Annotated in this window: 15 protein-coding genes and 2 pseudogenes; 3 read left to right on the top strand and 14 right to left on the bottom strand. The window is 44.4% G+C overall.

The genetic code is table 11. From position 1 onward, the window contains the following. Together ACVBDQ_RS13295 and ACVBDQ_RS13290 are read left to right on the top strand one after the other, a co-directional pair. A partial coding sequence (locus tag ACVBDQ_RS13295; RefSeq protein WP_446663267.1) for an integrase core domain-containing protein occupies positions 1-997 on the top strand: 997 nt, incomplete at its 5' end. Beyond that, positions 990-1790 (top strand): ExeA family protein, encoded by an 801-nt coding sequence (locus ACVBDQ_RS13290; RefSeq protein ID WP_446663266.1) that lies wholly within the window; start codon positions 990-992, stop codon positions 1788-1790. The genes ACVBDQ_RS13295 and ACVBDQ_RS13290, both read left to right, overlap by 8 nt. Positions 1791-1997: 207 nt before the next feature. On the opposite strand, the pseudogene ACVBDQ_RS13285 reads toward ACVBDQ_RS13290, so the two are convergent. Next, a pseudogene (locus ACVBDQ_RS13285) lies at positions 1998-2390 on the bottom strand (transposase); the annotation flags it as partial. Positions 2391-2395: 5 nt separating this feature from the next. Then, positions 2396-3922: a YifB family Mg chelatase-like AAA ATPase gene (locus tag ACVBDQ_RS13280; RefSeq protein ID WP_446663265.1), complete on the bottom strand. Its 1527-nt coding sequence runs from the start codon at positions 3920-3922 to the stop codon at positions 2396-2398. A gap of 104 nt (positions 3923-4026) precedes the next feature. On the opposite strand from ACVBDQ_RS13280, the pseudogene ACVBDQ_RS13275 reads away from it, so the two are divergent. Beyond that, positions 4027-4482, top strand: a pseudogene (locus ACVBDQ_RS13275) (alkaline phosphatase family protein); the annotation flags it as partial. 383 nt (positions 4483-4865) lie between these two features. Here ACVBDQ_RS13275 and ACVBDQ_RS13270 read toward each other — a convergent pair. From ACVBDQ_RS13270 to ACVBDQ_RS13215, 12 genes are all read right to left on the bottom strand, one after another. Further along, positions 4866-5612 (bottom strand): HIRAN domain-containing protein, encoded by a 747-nt coding sequence (locus ACVBDQ_RS13270; protein ID WP_011232761.1) that lies wholly within the window; start codon positions 5610-5612, stop codon positions 4866-4868. A gap of 1 nt (position 5613) precedes the next feature. After that, positions 5614-6486, bottom strand: coding sequence for a HipA domain-containing protein (locus tag ACVBDQ_RS13265; RefSeq protein ID WP_014196909.1), 873 nt, complete (start codon positions 6484-6486; stop codon positions 5614-5616). A 148-nt stretch (positions 6487-6634) separates the two neighbouring features. Then, the gene (locus ACVBDQ_RS13260; RefSeq protein ID WP_014196910.1) at positions 6635-8068 is read right to left on the bottom strand and encodes a caspase family protein; all 1434 of its coding nucleotides are present in this window, start codon (positions 8066-8068) and stop codon (positions 6635-6637) included. A gap of 211 nt (positions 8069-8279) precedes the next feature. Beyond that, positions 8280-9902, bottom strand: coding sequence for a DUF262 domain-containing protein (locus ACVBDQ_RS13255; protein ID WP_446663264.1), 1623 nt, complete (start codon positions 9900-9902; stop codon positions 8280-8282). Positions 9903-10728: 826 nt separating this feature from the next. Next, positions 10729-11877 (bottom strand): DegT/DnrJ/EryC1/StrS family aminotransferase, encoded by a 1149-nt coding sequence (locus tag ACVBDQ_RS13250; protein WP_446663263.1) that lies wholly within the window; start codon positions 11875-11877, stop codon positions 10729-10731. Positions 11878-11936: 59 nt separating this feature from the next. After that, positions 11937-12563, bottom strand: coding sequence for an acetyltransferase (locus tag ACVBDQ_RS13245; RefSeq protein WP_446663262.1), 627 nt, complete (start codon positions 12561-12563; stop codon positions 11937-11939). Between the two features lie 5 nt (positions 12564-12568). Further along, positions 12569-13177 carry a sugar transferase gene (locus ACVBDQ_RS13240; RefSeq protein ID WP_446663268.1) on the bottom strand — a complete coding sequence of 203 codons (609 nt, stop codon included), beginning with the start codon at positions 13175-13177 and terminating at the stop codon, positions 12569-12571. A 38-nt stretch (positions 13178-13215) separates the two neighbouring features. Continuing rightward, entirely contained in the window at positions 13216-14238 is a 1023-nt protein-coding gene (gene galE / locus ACVBDQ_RS13235; RefSeq protein WP_069304548.1) for a UDP-glucose 4-epimerase GalE, read from the bottom strand. Between the two features lie 24 nt (positions 14239-14262). Further along, positions 14263-15405 (bottom strand): glycosyltransferase family 4 protein, encoded by a 1143-nt coding sequence (locus ACVBDQ_RS13230; RefSeq protein ID WP_069304549.1) that lies wholly within the window; start codon positions 15403-15405, stop codon positions 14263-14265. A gap of 60 nt (positions 15406-15465) precedes the next feature. Continuing rightward, positions 15466-16794 carry a UDP-glucose dehydrogenase family protein gene (locus tag ACVBDQ_RS13225; RefSeq protein WP_446663261.1) on the bottom strand — a complete coding sequence of 443 codons (1329 nt, stop codon included), beginning with the start codon at positions 16792-16794 and terminating at the stop codon, positions 15466-15468. Between the two features lie 53 nt (positions 16795-16847). Beyond that, on the bottom strand, positions 16848-17852 hold the full coding sequence (locus ACVBDQ_RS13220) for an NAD-dependent epimerase (protein WP_069304551.1): 1005 nt from the start codon (positions 17850-17852) through the stop codon (positions 16848-16850). Further along, positions 17849-19009 (bottom strand): glycosyltransferase family 4 protein, encoded by a 1161-nt coding sequence (locus ACVBDQ_RS13215; protein WP_069304552.1) that lies wholly within the window; start codon positions 19007-19009, stop codon positions 17849-17851. The genes ACVBDQ_RS13220 and ACVBDQ_RS13215 overlap by 4 nt, the downstream gene beginning before the upstream one ends. Positions 19010-19028 lie beyond the last annotated feature (19 nt).

Genomic DNA, 19028 nt, shown 5'->3' with positions numbered 1-19028 from the left:
CGATGATGAGGATCATATTCTAGCATTGAGGAAGGAACATCCCACCATGCCCGTGACCCTATTCTACGAACAACTCACCAAGCAGGGGGACATTCCCACCACCCTCTCATACTTTACTATATACCGACTGTTGAAAAAACACAACCTGGTGGGGAAAGAAATCTTGCCGATGCCAGAGCGAAAACGCTTTGCGTATGACCAGATCCATGAGTTATGGCAAGGGGACTTATCCCATGGACCCACGATTCGCGTCCATGGGAAAGCCCAGAAAACGTTTTTGATCGCGTATATCGATGACTGCTCGCGGTTGGTGCCGTACGCCCAATTTTTCCCTTCGGAGAAATTTGACGGGCTGCGGATCGTCACAAAGGAAGCGGTGCTTCGTTGCGGGAAGCCGAAACGCATTTACTCGGACAACGGGAACATTGATCGGTCCGAGGTGCTGCAGTATGCGTGCGCCGAGATGGGGATTACGCTCATCCACACTCAGCCGTATGACCCGCAAAGCAAAGGGAAAATCGAACGGTTCTTCCGCACCGTACAGACACGGTTTTATCCGCTGTTGGAGCTGAATCCGCCGAAGTCGCTTGATGAGTTGAACGAGCGTTTTTGGAAGTGGCTTGAAGAAGAGTATCATCGAAAACCTCACGCCTCGCTTGATGGGAAAACGCCGCATGAGGTGTTTCAGTCTCAGGTGGAACAGGTGATGTGGATCGAAGACATCGATTGGCTGGACGCGATTTTTCTGAAACGGGAACACCGCAAGGTGAAAGCCGATGGCACGATCACCCTGAATAAGCAGCTATACGAAGTGCCGCCTCGGTTCATTGGGCAATCGATTGAGCTCCGCTATGACGAACGAGGCGTCTATGTGTACGAAGAGGGCAAACGGGTGGCGGAAGCCATTCGGGTGCGTATGGAGGACAATGCCTATGTAAAGCGCCATCGGTCGCCGTTTGCGGCGGTTTCGGCGAAGGAGGGCGAACAGGATGTATAAAACGTTTTATTCCCTCTCGCGGGAGCCGTTTGCGAAAGAAACCGACCCGTCTGAGGCGTATCAAGGGGCAGCGTTTCAAGAAGCGCTGCGGGCGCTGGAGTACGTGAAGCGAACGCGGGGAATCGGGCTGTTGATCGGAGAGCCGGGGGCGGGCAAGACGTTCGCCCTTCGGGCGTGGAAGGAATCGTTGTCCCCTTCGTTGCATCATGTGGTCTACTTCCCGTTATCGACCGGAGGCGTGATGGATTTTTACCGTGGGCTGGCCCTTGGGTTGGGGGAAGAACCGAAATACCGCAAGGTGGACCTCTTCCGCCAAATCCAGCAGGCGATCGAGCGATTGCATCATGAACGACGGATCACGCCGGTGTTCATTTTGGACGAGATGCATTTGGCCAAAGATGCCTTTTTACAAGACATCGCCATCTTGTTCAACTTTGAGATGGATTCGACCAACCCATTTGTCTTGATGTTGGCCGGGCTGCCCCATTTACAGGGAAAGCTGCGGCTCAATCAGCACCGTCCGCTTGACCAACGGATCATCATGCGATGCCGGATGGGGCCGCTCGAGAAGGAGGAGGTGGCGGGCTACATCGAGCATCGGATGAAACAGGCCGGGGCGAAGCATCCGATCTTCACCCCATCGGCATTAGAGGCGATTGCCCTGCAGTCGCGGGGATGGCCTCGGGTGATCAACACGTTGGCCACGACATGCCTGCTGTACGGGCATCAGCTGAAAAAGGACGCCATTGACGAAGAAGTGGTGCGCATGGCCGCAGAGGAAATGGGGTATTAGCACGAAAGGGGCCGAATCGGCCTCTTTTGTGCTTTCACTTTTCCATTTTCCATCGGTCCATCAGGCGCGCTGGAAATCTTCATCTGAAAGAGCGTGCAAACGTTCCGAAAGAATGTGCAAAATCCGGAACAATCCGCAAAAATTTTGCACATTATTTCAGAATCCATCTGAAATAATTTGAAAAAGGGATTCTGAAATAATGTGCTAATTTACAATATGAGCTTCTACAGGATTGAGATGAATATATCGACTCACTTCCAACATTCCACTGTCATTGTCAATCCATTTACCATAATAACGTTTTTCAAATACATGTCCCGTCAAACGATAGCGAGTATTATAATAATTCGCATACCGTTTGTTCATGAGCGCCATGACTTTCGAAATCGGCTCCTGTTTTGAGCGCAGCTGCAGGTGAAAGTGATTCGTCATAAGGCAATATGCGGCTACTTCAAATGGGATTTTTTCGTGAAGCTGGTGGAGGATATGAAGAAAAGCGAGAAAATCATTTGTTTCCTTGAATAGGGGATCACGCCGATTGCCGCGGCAAACGATATGATAAAACCGATGGGGCACCCAGATCCGCTTTTGCCGTCCCATTCTTTTTACCTCGCTGTTGCCTGTTGCTTCGTATATGTTTTCAGCCATCTTAGCGTCATCGCTTCCCAAAGCGATTCATCCGCTATCTCTTCGGTTCCCTTTAAATCGGAAATGGTCCTTGCCAACCGAATGATTTTCGTTTGTACACGATTGCTCCATTGATGTTGGGATGCCCATTGCTGCAACAGAAGTTGCTGCCTGTTGGCAAGCGGGCTTTTTTCCATTAATAACTCAAAAGAAACACGCCCATTCGTTATTTCTTTTCCGTAACGTTCATATTGCTTTCTTCTTGCTTCTTCTACTCTTTTCCTTATGGTTTCCGAAGATTCCGAAACCCTCGTTTCTTTGGTGAAATCAATGACTTCCAATGATAATAAAACATCCATCCGGTCATAAATCGGCCCGGAAACACGATTTCGATACGCTTGAATTTGTTTCGGACTGCATGTGCAATAGCGCGTTCTTGAGCCTAAATATCCACACGGACACGGATTCATCGCCCCAAGCAAAATAAAGTCCGCGGGATATGTCACCGTCGACGAAATACGGCTAATCGTCACTTTCCCCGTCTCTAACGGCTGGCGAAGCATATCCAGCGTCTTTTTCGCAAATTCCGCCATTTCATCGAGAAACAAAACACCGCGATGTGCCAGCGACACTTCGCCAGGCTTTGGGTGCGTTCCCCCGCCAATTAAAGAAACCGATGAAGCGGAATGATGCGGATGACGAAAAGGCGGATGGCCGCTCTCGATTTTTTCCCCTGCCAGCTGGTACAAACTGATCACCTCTAACTGTGCATCATGAGTAAGGCTCGGCAAAATCGTCGGAAACGTTTCCGCCAACAAACTTTTCCCGCACCCAGGCGGTCCAACCATTAACACGTTATGTCCGCCTGCCGCTGCGATCTCCAATGCACGCTTTGCTTGATGATGGCCAATAATCGATTGAAAATCCCGATGATGCTTTCGCGGGGAGTCCATGATTTCAGGAGTGCGAAAAGCTGGGGATAACGAAAGAACACGTTGTCCTTGCAGATATTGCACCGTTTCTTCCAATGTCTGAACAAAGATACAATCGAGATCTTTCAAATGATGAAGCGGAAGTGTGGGATCATACGGAAGGTATACTTTTTGAAAACCGAGCTTCTTTGCCGCCAATATCGCTGGAAGCATGCCATCCACCGGCTGAATCGCTCCATCCAACGATAACGAACCTAAAAACGCTGCATCGGGGAAAACCGGCGCTGTCAGCTTGCCCATTGCCTTCAAAATCCCAATCGCCATCGCCAAATCAAACATCGGGCTATGCTTTTTCCTCTCCGGCGGAGACAAATGAACAACGAGCCTTTTATCAAAAAAGTCGCATCCGAAAGCATAAAGCGAAGCAAGAACACGTTCCTTTGCCTCTTTCACCGACGCATCCGGCAACCCAACAATCACCATCGCCGCAATCCCAGGCACCTCCTGCACCTCCACCTGCACCCGATACCCTTCTAACCCCCTCAACCCAATGCTTAAAATCTTCACCGTCACTCATCCATCCCTCCCAATCACAGAACATTAGTTCTCACCCATCATTGTAATACCCTCCCCTTTATCTTTCAATTACCAATATTTCGACAAATTTCGGGTGGTGAGCGCCACTTCCGGATATCGCGAAAACGCTGCAAAAAGACGACAGAGTGGATGTCATTGCCTGGATGGAAAAAGAATCCGTGCACGTCATATCTGGAGTTCGGCCGGGAAGACTCATTTTTAAACCGAATGGGCCATTGGTGGATGAGTATGAACAATCGTGGGATCTAGCAGGAGATGCAGGCGTTTTGAATCTTACGGTAAAGAACAATAAGATTTTTTATGATGAATATCCGGATGCACTGGCCCGATTGTACAGCTCGCTGACTTCTCATGGAGGAAATTATCTTGTTGCAAGTGCTAAACCGGGATTTGAATTTATCGGTGAAGGCTCTCCAACTCATGTTGGAGGAGCAAGCCACGGGGGGCTTCATAAACAAGATTCGCTAGTGCCGATGATTATAACTGGCACCGATTCGTCCCCAAAACATTTGCGCATTATTGATCTAAAAGATTAGATTTTAACAATGATTGATTGATGAAGACGGGCAATTCAGCCTCCCGCTGACAACACTCATTCAGCAGGAGGCCTTTGTATTTCCTTCACCTTTCCACTATGCCATTTCTATGCGCTTGCAATAATTTCTTCAAGCGAATATTCCGCTTCTCAGTCCAGTTTCCTTATCCATCTTCTCCGATGAGGCGACAAAGCACGTCGGAGCGCTCAGTCAGTCGTTGGATTCCATGACGGCTTTGCGACTGGTCCCTTTTTCATCTGTTTCAACGACTTCGTTGGCGGAATAGCCTAAGCCGTTGCCGAGGGTTATAAATAGCCATGGCAATGGATCAAGCCATCCCTGCTAATGTTAAATCTTTGACAAACTTCGAAGCACGGCAGGTATTATCCCATAACAGGGGCTAATTCATCCAATGTTGCACCTTGGAAAGAAGGAATCTCGCACTCAAAGGCTACTTTCAGCCACCAATGAGGAGTTGATTTTTCATTCATATACACAACACGAACAGAAGGGTTCGCTCCATTTTCTAACAAGGAAAAGACGGCCTTACTATAAAAGGCTGGAACATATCCAAGCTTCTTCCCTCCGTGAGTATAGATAGCAACAGCATGGGGATCATAAGTGTTTGTTGGTTCTTGTACTAATTTCAACGTTTCGTTAATGGCTAGCCATGTTGCCCAATTTTGAGGAAGATTTTGATAGCGCATGCCATGAACAAAAAAGCTGACACACAGCTTTCCATCGTCTTCAAGACGCAGCGGTTGCTCAAAAGAATAAGTGTCGCTGGCTAACCGCCCACGTGTTTGTTGAAGCAAGTCCATCTTAGTGGAATTCTCATCCAGACCTAAATCGGACAAAATGGCTTTAAAATCCGCACGATCTGGTGACGGCAATCGGCGTTCAAACGCCGGAAACAGCTCCTTTGATCGATATATTTTAGTTGGGTCTGGGAAAGCCGGATGCAACATATACCCGTTATTCAATGCATCTTTCAGTTTTCCGTGACCAGAGGCATTATAGGTGTAAGTGAACTCATAATAGCCATCATAATGAGAAAGAGTTCCTATATGATAAAAAGAACGGGTTTTAGGATTTTGCCAAACCACTAAAAGTGTATGAACTTTTTTCATGTTATTGATCATCCCTTCCAATCCACTCCAATATTTTCTTTCTTCGAAAAGGCACTATATTCAATAACCAGTCTTTTTGTGCCTCGCTTAAAATATCTAATGATTGAATAAAATCAGAATACCTTATTAAATCAAATTCAACTAACTTTTGGATACTTTGATTAAACTCATCTGTAAAGTTTTTACTAATATATGTTAACAAGTCTTTAGCTTTGACCTTTTTCTTTTCAAATATACCCGCCTTAACCCTTGTTTTTTCCGTATATTTGTTCATTTCTTGGGGATTCGAGACCATTTGTATCAGCTTTTCATCTTCAAATCGAAACCCTAAAGAAGCACCGTTATCATAAATGGGAGAGAATTTTGCTCCTGTTTCAAGAAATAGCAATTGCCAATTAAATGGGTGCCTATCTTGATTGCCAATAAGAATATCAAACAATTGCATATCTATAAACTCTGATTTTATGGTCTCCCAATACACAAATTTCTTCATTATTTTGAATCCAGCATCAATGAGTTCCATGTCCTTCAACGAGGATTCTTGGAGCTCCTTATAATCGTCGACTAGCGCTGATAATAAAACTCCACCTTCTTCAGTCATTTTTGCATCATATTCCTTTACAAAATTTCGTAGAAGACATCCTCTTCTACCGTTTCTGGTTACAATCTCAACACTCATCATTTCTAAACCAAATATAGCTCCAATTTCAGCGGCAATTAGTTCTGTAATATCCTCCCAAGAAACTCCTTCTTTAAACTGCCGCGGGTATTTTATAAGATAATGTATTTTCTCTGGAGATATCAATTCCTCTTTCTCCAGTGTACTTTTTCTACCATACCCGACTCGTTCCCACTTACTGACATCTCTCAACAATGCTAATCGTTCCTTTTTCGTACAATCTTACTATGTATTTTAACACTAAATGATGCAAATTTATCATTCATCATAAAATTACGGCGTAACGATTTAAAATTTCGGTCATCAAAAACCAAAAAAGGACAATATGATTGGAAACTATTTTTTAAATATTTACTGATTCATTGATTTCTATTTTTGTTGGTTCCACATTTGCGTAATATTTTGGACGATAACCTTGGAGGCACACTTTTTTGATTACCCCATTCTCAACAACAAATGTTAAATCCTCAATTTCCTGTAGTGTCCCAGTTAAAATGAGTTGTTCTACCACTTTTCCTCGGATCTGTTCCATAGTGTAACCTTTTTCTTTCAAGATACGCAAAAGGTTTGAAATCACTTGTATCTTTGCATTAGAGGGGTTTATAATCATACTTTCTAACAATACGGAAGAATGATCATACCGAGGTAATTCTTCACCAAATAATATTCTCCTTACTCGCAACATAGCAATATCATCCGCTGATAATCTTTTTCCCATCAAATTGATAGACATTTCAGGAAAGGTAAATGAACTATAGTCCCCCAAACTTACTAGGGTTATAGTAACTGTTGTATCCTCCTTTTGGGATTCAACACGAATATTTTCAATCGTAACCATATCAGCAAAATTTCGGACTGAAAGAGCATATTGACCGCTATTTTGTTGCATCAATTTTAACGTTCTTTCCGTTTTGCTATCAGGATTCTTCAATACCAATTCATATGTGCCTGCTTTTGGTTCACGGTATTCGTCATATTCGCAAGTTAAATCACCTAACCAAAAATACGCTCCTGAAGAATTTACGATTTTCGTTTCAATAGCTGGACTCGTTCCGAAACTTTGACCTTCTCTTTTCACTACTCTTTTTAATAATAACGGTTTCCCTGTGAGGGTGCTTTTCATTACAGGTGTTTGATCCTTAAACTCTTCAGCAACTTTTTTGCTTACATAGGAGTACAAATTATATACATCAATCTCACCGTTTGCATCAGCAGCTTCGCCTTCCAACCCTCTAATGAGATAATCCGTAAAAGCACCGTGGCCATTTCTGTCCCACGCCCATTGATTTGACGTACATGCAGCGATCAATACTTTCCCCGACCCTTTTACCTCTAGGCCTCTTACCATTTCATGTTGTATATTTCTTGCAATGGCACCACTATGACAAGTATCAAAAAACGCCAGTACAGTACTAGCAATAGTATGATCAATCAAATCTCTTACATCTGTCATTTTAATCATGGAATCTTCTGGATTATAAGCATCGCCATCGAAAGGAACAAAATAACCTTCATTATTATGCAAAAAGCCATGACCTGCCCAAAAAAGAAATAATATATCATTTGGAGAAGCATCTTCAAAAAAGGACGTTAAAGCGGAGTGTAATATATCCCGCTTTGCAATGTTCCCTTGAAACACCTCTACATTTTCTTTTTTAAAAAACGACGGAGGTTCTAACAACAATCTTTTTATTTCACTAACATCATTAACTGTATTAGGAAGAGGGGAAGTATTTAAATATTGGTCTACTGCTATAAGCAAAGCTTTATAAACCATTGTTGATCACCCTATCGTATCAACATCTGAATTTGATTTTTGTATGGCAATAGAGATATGATTACGAACAATCTACAAATTGGAACTGTAACCCAACACCATCACTTTATATTCAGAATCGATTATAAAAATTTGTATTTACGACAACCAATTAACAGTCGGAACTTCATAGACAACAGTAGCTACATTCAAGAAACAACAGGCATAATCCCTATTGAATTCCCCAAATTTCCATCGCCTTTTTCACCAGTTTTTCTTGTCTTGAGAGAATCTGATTCTTTGTCCATTCCTTTTCCTCTAATATTTCTTTCGTAAGATCAAACGATACTTTTTTGTTTCGTTTTTCGTAAATTTCCTTTTTACGGTCAAATGAATAGTATTGTGCAGCAGAATTTTTCACACCGCTCAATAAAGTCAAATTTCCAAGCTTATGAACCAATTCTTGATGAACATCAGGCGTGAAACGTTGGATCCAATATTCATCTTTTAGCTTTTGCGGAAGGATGTGCTCCACCGTAATTCGTCCATGGAATTGTTTTACCACGCTCTGATCTTGGCTTTCTTGTTCCAAGCGAAGGAGTATTGCTTTTACAGCAGGAGAATGGTAAATATCCGCACGTATCAATTGTTCAAATTCTTTATTATCCGCATATTTTTTAACCGTTTCAATCAGTTCATCCGCTGAACATCCTTTATTGATCAAATTAATCACTTGATAATAAACCGTATTTCGTTTTGTTTTGCCAAGCCGGCGAACCCAGTTTTGGTACGTGATTTTTTCCATTAATTCAACAAAATCAGCGAATTCCATATCCGGCACCGGTTTATTTAGAAACGCAAGCACAGGAGGTATCCACTCATCATGAGCGACCCGATGGAGGGAAGAGATGAGTTTTTGCGTCTTAAGATGATTATCGAAATCGTTTTCCATAATTTTTTCATAATGATGAGCCGAGCGCAGGAGAAATTCAGCGAAACGAGCGGGAGCTTCTTTATATTCTTCAAGGATCTCATCAAACTCTTGATAAAGAATTTCCTGCTGCTTGTTCCCTTTGATCGAAGTCCGCAAATGGCTTAAGAAATTATCCAGCTGCCGAATGCCAACGATATTCTCCAGTTCATTCCAACATTCTTCCACTCGGCTTCTCTCAAGAGGCTTGCTTTCACAATATTCAAACAGCCGGTTTTTTAATAAATCCCCGTTGGAAAGAGACATTCCTCTCGCATTTAAGACATTAAAAAGCCGGTAGGCGGAGGTAAAGTTATCGGTGACCACAAAGACAACATATACATGTTCTAAAATATAATTGACCAACCGCCGCAACTCGACTTCGCTTAATTCTGAAACTACTTGTTTGATTTCAAGCATATTGTCATAAAACTTCGCTTGAGTTTCACTCATTTCTTGTGCAGAGCTTATATCTTCCCCCATGAGGATATACTTCTGGAAAAATGCTTGATCTTGCTTTCTGACTATCAGGCGAGGCTGCTCCGGTTCATCCGTATAAGGGTTTACCGGCATAATTCGTTTTTGAATATCCTCTACACTAGAAGGATGCGTGATCAACTGCTTCATAACCGCAAAAATAATATTTAAAGTCGTTAACCGCTGCTGGCCGTCTACGACTTCATAACGGCGGTTGCGTTCTTTTTCAATCGTAATAATCGATCCGATAAAGTATTCAGGGTCATTACGCTGATAAGCTTGGCAAATATCTTCTATCAACTCGCGCGCATGGCTTTTCTCCCAAGAATACGGCCGTTGGTAAGGAGGAATTTCATGAATTTTGTTTTCCGTCAGTATCTCGTTGATCTTTTTTTCACTTGCCTCCATTTAGCATCATCTCCCCCAGTAGCCAGATTTACTTTTACACATACATCTATAATACAGATTTTACGTTTTTACAACTCTCTCCTTTTTCACACATGTTAACTTCTTCTCAAAAACAAATCCATATCATAGTTTTGTAATGATTGATGAAGAAGTTTTATGTAAAAAAAGGATTCCTCGTAAGCGAACATAACAAAAAGAAGTCTTGAAGCATCTAGGATGTAGCCATTGAGAAGTCCACCAATGAAATGGATGCAGCGGGTATAGCTAGAAGAGGAAGCAGAGGATCTCTATAACCATGATGCAAAACATAGAGGGAATTCGTAATTTTACATTTCAGAACATATCCGTCGTAAATAAATTCGCACAAACGAATAAAGCAATCCCCCACATGCGTCAATAACCACATTCGCCAAAAGCGCCATCCTCCCCGGTTGAAACGATTCAGTTCCTTCTTCCGTTTTTGAATATAAATCATTTTTCCATCCACTCCAACTCCTCCAGCGACTGGACATCTTGAAGAATGTAGCGGATCGTTTTTTATCGACTTTGGCAGCTGTTGAAATAATGACATACATACCTTCCAATACTACTTATGATGATTCCCTTTAAAAATTGGTTTTAACTGATGAGCAAGCTCCCGAACCATGTCTTTCGCGGTTATATTGGCGGACAATTCCCCGCGTTGATACGCTTCAATTAAGATATGTTTGAAACGCTCGGTTTCTGGTCGCATAGTCTTTTTCTTCGGCACAACAGTCACCCCCAACGTAAAAATGCAATAAGCCTCCCGCTGAACGGTTTCAACAGGAGGCTTGCAAACGGTTATTTATCGCTTTATCGTTTTGACAAAGACGTCAATGACCCGGTTTTGTTCGTCGATGGTCATGCTAGAACCAGACGGCAAACAAATGCCATTGGCAAACAATTCATCCGAAACGCTCCGACCTTCCTGATGCGGATAATACGTTACCCCGCCAAACACAGGCTGCAGATGAAGCGGCTTCCATACAGGTCTTGCCTCGATATTTTCCTCAGCAAGCGCGTTGATAATATCCATCGGCGTCACGCCAAGCATTTGCCGATCGATAGTCAACGTTGTCAGCCAGCGGTTGGACATCGATCCTTCCAATTCGGGCATAAAGTGAACGCCTTCGATATCCCCTAACGCTTGCACGTAGCGGTCAAAAATCGCCCGTCTTGCTTTCACCCGCTCGTCCAACACTTCCAACTGCGCCCGACCAATCCCAGCGACAATATTGCTCATGCGGTAGTTATATCCTACTTGGCTGTGCTGATAATGCGGAGCCGGATCGCGCGCCTGAGTCGCCAAGAAGCGGGCTTTTTGCAACGCTTCGACATCATCGGAAACCAACATTCCTCCGCCAGAGGTAGTAATAATTTTGTTTCCGTTAAACGAATAAATGCCGAACTTGCCAAACGTGCCACTTTTCTTCCCTTTATATGTAGAACCAAGCGACTCCGCCGCATCTTCGACCACTGGCACTTGATAGTGATTGCAAATCGCTAAAATTTCATCCATCTTCGCGCTTTGACCATATAAATTAACCACAATCACCGCTTTCGGAAGCTTGCTTTCCTTCTTCGCCTCTTCCATCGCTCTTTCTAACGCCAACGGAGACATATTCCACGTATCAGGCTCCGAATCGATAAAAACAGGCTCTGCTCCTTGATACAAAATCGGATTGGCACTCGCGATAAACGTCAATGAGGAACAAAAAACTTTATCCCCTTGTTGAACATCCAACAACCGTAACGCAAGATGAATCGCCGCCGTCCCCGAACTAACCGCAGCCGCTCCTTTTGAACCTACATATTCCGCCAACTCTTTTTCAAACGCATCGACATTCGGACCAAGCGGAGCAATCCAATTTGTTTCAAACGCTTCATTGATATACTTTTGTTCGTTTCCGCTCATGTGGGGAGGGGAAAGAAAAATTCGAGATTTGCTAGTCATTCGCTATCATCCCTTATATGCTAAAGTTGATAATCTCCCTTAATAAAAAAATTATAACACTAATCTAGCAATCTAGTCGGACATCCGACTGCTTTCCTGAAATCTGGTATATCCCGTATTACCGTTGAACCCGCGCCAATAACACTCCATTTACCAACTTTTATTCCTGGTATGATTGTGGCAGATGCACCAACATGAGTTCCTTCTCCAACCGTAACGTTTCCTGTTAAAGTAGCGTTAGGAGAAATATGGGCATAATCCTCTATACGATTATCGTGCTCTACAATCGCCCCTGTATTAATAATGACATGTTTACCGATTTCCGCATTTGCGTTCACTACGCAATTCGGCATAATCACAGTTCCTTCTCCAATGCGTGCAGAAGGGCTAATAATGGCGGAAGGATGAATTAATGTAGCAAACTTTTCATTATCAACACCAATCCGCTTTACTATTTCGGCGCGTACTTGATTGTTTCCGATAGCGATAATCAACTTCGTATTCCGATCTCTATCTATAACGCTCGAAACGACAGAAATCGGACCATATAATACTCCATCCCGATTATGAATATCTTTATATTTATCGTCTAAAATCGCAATAATTTGGTAGCACCCCATTGCAAAGATGATATCTTGGATCACTTTGCTATGGCCACCTTCACCGACGACGACAATCGGATTCATCTACATCATCCACTCTTTTTTGCATTTTTAGTTCCAGTAAATTTTTCCATGGTAACATGTCCTTCATGACTAATGCCTTCTGATTTAAGCACTTTAATTGCGGTAAGAAAAAGAATCTTTAAATCAAGCCAAAACGATTGATGGTCCACATACCAAACATCTAATTCAAACTTCTCTTCCCATGAAATCGCATTGCGTCCATTCACTTGGGCCCAACCAGTTATCCCTGGCTTTACTTCATGACGACGGGCTTGTTCTGGTGTATACAGCTCTAAATATTCCATAAGCAACGGTCTAGGTCCTACTAGGCTAATATCCCCTTTCAACACATTAAACAGCTGCGGCAATTCATCAAGACTATATTTCCGAAGAAACTGTCCAAATGGAGTTAGTCTTAGATGATCAGGTAATAGCTTTCCGTTTTCATCTTGTTCCTCTGTCATTGTGCGAAACTTATACAAATAAAAAGGTTTGCCATGCAAACCAGGGCGCTGTTGCTTGAACAGGACAGGGGAGCCCAGCTTCCAACGCACAAGAATGGCTGTCACCGCCATGATCGGCGACAACACAATGAGTGCCATAAGCGCAACGATGAAATCAAACCCCCGCTTCAGAATATACGATCCCCCCTCTGTCATCGCAATGGCAAGGTCTATTCCGTGACACGTTCATATCCATTCGGATTTTGCGACTGCCACCGCCAAGCATCGCGGCACATGTCTTCAATTCCCCGTGTCGCGATCCATCCGAGCTCCCTCTTCGCCTTCGTCGGATTGGCGTAGCACACCGCCACATCACCTGGGCGGCGGTCAACGATTTTACGCGGGATGTTCACCCCCGTGACCCGTTCAAACGCTTCCACCACCTCGAGGACGCTGTATCCCCGCCCCGTGCCGAGGTTGTATGCTTCCACTCCCGTTGTCTCGAGAACCTTCTCCAATGCCTTTACATGACCCAAAGCCAAATCGACGACATGAATGTAATCGCGCACCCCCGTACCGTCAACAGTTGGGTAATCGTTGCCAAACACGCGCAGCTCTTTCAACTTCCCAACCGCCACTTGGGTAATGTACGGCATTAAGTTGTTCGGAATGCCGTTCGGGTCTTCCCCAATCCGCCCGCTCGGATGGGCGCCGATCGGGTTGAAATAGCGAAGAAGGGCGATGCTCCAAGAGGGATCGGACACATAGAGATCGCGCAACATTTCTTCAATCATCCATTTCGTCCGCCCATACGGATTCGTCGGCTGGAGCGGGAAATCCTCCGTAATCGGCACCCGATCAGGCATGCCGTACACCGTCGCCGACGAGCTGAACACGATGTTCTTCACGCCATATTGGCGCATGACATCACATAACACCAACGTCCCTGTGATGTTGTTATGGTAGTAAAGAAGGGGAACCGCCACCGATTCCCCTACCGCTTTCAATCCGGCGAAATGAATGACCGCATCAATCGGATGTTTGGAAAAAACTGCTTCCAATTGACCTCGGTCTAACAAATCCACTTGGTAGAACAGGAAGTGTTTTCCAGTAATCTCTTGAACCCGCCTCAGCGCTTCGGGCTTGCTGTTGGCGAATGAATCAATAACGACAATATCATACCCTGCGTTCAACAATTCCACGCAAGTATGACTGCCGATATAACCCGCGCCGCCGGTGATCAAAATCGCCATATCGGTTCCCCCGTTATATGAAAATTAGTCCCTTGCCGAGGACAAATATCGCATGTACACATCTTCCATTTCCAAGAGGACATTTTCCAAACGATAAGGTTGAATGCGTTCAAACGAAGCCTGTCCCATTTCTTCCCGCAGTTTTGGATCACGGATTAACTTGATGAAGGACTCGGTTAAAGCGTGATCATCCTCTAAATCGACGACAAATCCATTGATCCCATGCTGAACCAAATCCCTTGAACCTCTGATATTCGTCACAACTAAAGGCTTTTGCGAAGCCATGGCTTCCATGACACATCGCGGCAACCCTTCCCGAAACGATAGCAACGTCACGATATCCGAGTGCGATAAAATCATCGGGATATCATGGCGAAATCCTAAAAAATGAATATGGTTTAACTCGTTTTGTTCTACATACTGTTTCAGCTCTTCCTCGTTTTCTCCTTTGCCTACAATCAAACAATGCACATTAGAGGCATGTTGCAAAATTCCCTTCCAATTTCTTAGCAGGAATAAATGGTTTTTATTGCGATTTAATTCTGCAATATAAGTTATCACTACATCACTATTTTTAATGCCCAGCTGGCCGCGAATATTTGCATCTCCACGCACGCCGTACTGATCAATCGAGACGCCAACTCCGTGAACAAAAAAGAGGGATTCATCCTCCTTGAATCCCAACCTTTTCCCATTTTGATAATCTTCCCGATTCATCACCACCAACCCATCCGTCCATCTCGCCGCTAGTTTTTCGGCTGTATAATATACGAGCCAATTTTGGATCGAAGCCCCTTGATAGAAATGAAAGCCATGAGCGGTATACAGCACAGGTCCTTGGCCGCATTTCTTTGCCGTGTACCGCACCAAAAACGACGCCACTGGCGTATGGACATGAATGAGATCGAAACGATGCGTTTGAAATAACCGCTTCAGTTCCTTTACAGCCTGAATATTTGCCCGATCATACGGCGAGCGGGAAAACGGAATGTCCCAACAAATGACCCCTAATTCCTCGATTTCCTCTTTGCGCCCGTGATCTGGATTCGCAGCTGCATAGACTTCACAGCCTTTGTCTTGCAGTAGTTTGATGAACGGTTTGTGGAAGGCGGCCAAGTGAGCATACACAGTCGCAGAAAATAAAACTTTTCTTTTATGCAACGTCAATTGCTTTCACCCTGTTCTGCGTGTTACACGATGAATTCCTCAATACGTTTCGCTGGGATGTTAAATGCTGACAACGTTGGTTAACACACTTTGGCGGCCAATCGAGTGGTACTCAATCGCATGCTTTTTCACTTCTTCCAACGGATAACAATTCCGCCCATCAAACACAATTGGCGTTTTCATGTATTTTGCATACAAATCAAGCGGCAGCTGTTTAATCTCCTCCCACTCCGTCACAATCATGGCTAGGTCTGCATCTGTTAACGCTTCTTCCACCGATGAAGCATACACCACCTCATCGCCGATGATCCGTTTGGCATTTTCTGTCGCCACGGGGTCATACGCCGCAACTGAGGCGCCGTCTTGCAGCAGTTCCCGCGCAATGACAATCGAAGCCGCCTGGCGCATATCATCGGTATTCGGCTTAAATGCCAACCCGAGCAACGCCACTCTCTTCCCTCGCAAACTTCCGAAGCGGCTGCGCGCCTTTTCCACCAGCTTGAGCTGCTGCTTGTTGTTCACCTTAATGACCGCTTCTAACAATTCAAATTGATGATCGACATCCCCCGCAATTTGCACCAACGCTTTTGTATCTTTTGGAAAACACGAGCCGCCATAGCCGATTCCCGCCCGCAAAAACTGCGGCCCGATCCGCGTATCAAGCCCCATGCCGTATGCGACATCCTCGACATTGGCGCCGACCTTTTCGCAAATGTTCGCAATCTCATTGATAAAGCTGATCCTCGTCGCCAAAAAGGCGTTTGAAGCGTACTTGATCATTTCCGCGCTATAAATATCCGTTTTAAAAATTGGAATGCCAAACGGCTTGTTCACTTCCTCTATCACCGCCGCCGCCCGCTCATTGCCCGCCCCGATCACGATGCGATCTCCGTGGAACATATCGTAAATCGCTGAGCCTTCCCGCAAAAACTCGGGATTGGATACGATATCAAAACGAACGGGGCGTTGGAGATGCTGCTGAATCCACGCTCGGATTTTTTCATTCGTCCCGACAGGAACGGTGCTTTTCGTGACGACAACCACTCCATCCCGTTCGATATGCGCCCCAATATCTCTAGCCGCCTGCTCGACAAACCGCAAATCCGCCGAACCGTTTTCCTTCTGCGGCGTACCGACGGCGATGTAAATTACCTCGGCATCACAAAACGCTTCTTCATGACTTGTCGTAAAATGAAGACGGCCTCGTTCAATGTTCCGCTTCATCAACTCGTCCAAACCGGGTTCATAAATGGGAGAAATCCCTTCTTTCATCTTTTCCACTTTTCGTTCGTCAATATCGACGCATGTCACATGATGGCCGATATCGGAAAGGCAAACGCCAGTGACGAGTCCTACATACCCAGTTCCCACGACAGCGATTTTTTTCACTTTTGCTCCCCTTCCAAATCAAAAGAACCAGCACCTCGAAAAAGCACTGGCGTTTATTGATAGTACGCTTTATACCAATCGACAAACTTCTTGAGCCCATCCCGAATCGACGTGGAAGGCTGGAAGCCGACGGCCCGATGCAAGTCATCAATATCCGCATACGTTGCTTCCACGTCGCCTAGCTGCATTGGCAAAAACTCTTTTTTCGCCTCCATGCCAAGCAGCGATTCTAATGTTTGGATAAAATCAAGCAGTTTAACAGGTTGGTTATGGCCGATATTATAAATCTTATACGGGGCATAACTCGAGCTCGGGTCGGGATGAAAACGATCCCACTGTTCATTTGGAAGCGGGGACCGATCAAGCAAACGCACCATTCCCTCAACAATATCATCGATATACGTAAAATCGCGCTTCATATTTCCGTAGTTGAATACTTTGATGGGCTTTCCTTCTAGAATGCTTTTGGTAAACGAAAAATACGCCATATCCGGGCGCCCCCATGGTCCGTACACCGTAAAGAAACGAAGTCCGGTAGTCGGGATGCCGTACAAATGGCTGTATGTATGCGCCATAAGTTCATTCGCCTTTTTCGTTGCCGCATATAAACTCACGGGATGATCGACATTGTCGCTTGTCGAAAACGGCATTTTCGCATTCGCTCCGTACACCGAACTTGAAGAAGCATAGATCAAATGTTTGACGGGATTATGGCGGCATGCCTCTAAGATGTTGACAAACCCGACGAGATTCGAGTCGACATAAGCGTAAGGATTTTGCAAGCTGTACCGTACCCCTGCCTGCGCGGCAAGGTTGACGACATGCGTAAACGCATAGTTGTTAAAGAGCGCAAAAAGCCCCTCCCGATCCGCCAAATCAAGCTGAACAAACGTAAAACGGCTATACTTCTTTAATTCCAATAAACGATCCTCTTTCAACTTAGGATCGTAATAATCGTTCAAATTATCGATCCCGACCACTTCATATCCTTCTTCTAAAAGCCGTTTCGAAAAATGCATTCCAATGAACCCCGCTGCACCGGTGACAAGAATGGTCATATTGATGCCTCCGTTTTCTTTACTTGCCATAACTGTTGATACATGTTCACGATCCGTTCCACAACGATTTCCTCCGTAAAACTTTCTTCAATCCTTCTCCGGCCGTTATTTCCAAACTCTTTTCTCTTTCTTTCATCACTCAACATCACATGGATGCTTGAAGCCAATTGTTCCACATTCTTGTATTCCACTAACACACCTGTTTCTCCATCCACAACTAATTCTCTCGTCCCTAATACATTCGTAGCCACGACAGGTTTAGAAAAAGCCATGGCTTCCATAATGATTCGGGGGACGCCCTCCTTTTCAGAAGTTAACACAATGAGATCCGCCATCTTGATATAAGGATAAATATCGGTTTGAAATCCTATGATTTTGACTACATCCGAAAGACGATCATCTTTGATTTGCTGCTGAATTTGCTCTCTCAACGGTCCGTCTCCTGCCAAAAGGCAAACAAAATCGGATCTGTGCTGTTCTTTGACCCTCTTGATCCCTTCTAGTAAAAAAAAGTGATCCTTTACAGGTTCAAATCGTGCCCCGACCAAAATGACTTTTTGATCATTTGGGATGCCTAACCGATCTTTCAAGGCCGTAATCTGCTCACAGCTTATATGTTTATTTCGGTCATCCAGCTTAGATAAATCCACCCCGTTCCCCTCATAATACACACGTTGGCGCGGAGCATATTGCTCGATTTTTTTCATATCTTCCCGATTTTGCGAGGCGATCGCGTCACAAAACCAAGCGCCGATTTTCTCAAGAAAGCGATACGTATAATACTTAAGCTTGCTCTGCCCCTCATAAAAAGGCAACCCATGGCTAGTATGGATAACGACAGGCACACCAGCCAATCGCCCCGCAACACGCCCAATAATTCCTGCCTTCGCTGTATGGGTATGGACAATTTGATACTTCTCTTTACGGAACAACCTAACCATATGAAAAATAGACACAACATCATCTAATACATGAATTTTGCGATTCATATGGATAAAGTGAAGCTTGAAATCGTAGTTTTGCATCAACTTTTCGTTATAGCCTTCCTTGGAAGAAACAAGATGAATATCATATCCCCTCTGTTTTAATAACGTTAGTTTGTCAACTAATATTTTGTGACTGAAACTCGATGTGCAAACATGGGCGACTTTTATCATAACTGAAGCACCTTTTAAC

The organism is Geobacillus sp. CCR (assembly GCF_052906625.1).
Note: the sequence above shows the minus strand (reverse complement) of the source record. Positions and strands in the feature narration are given on the sequence as shown.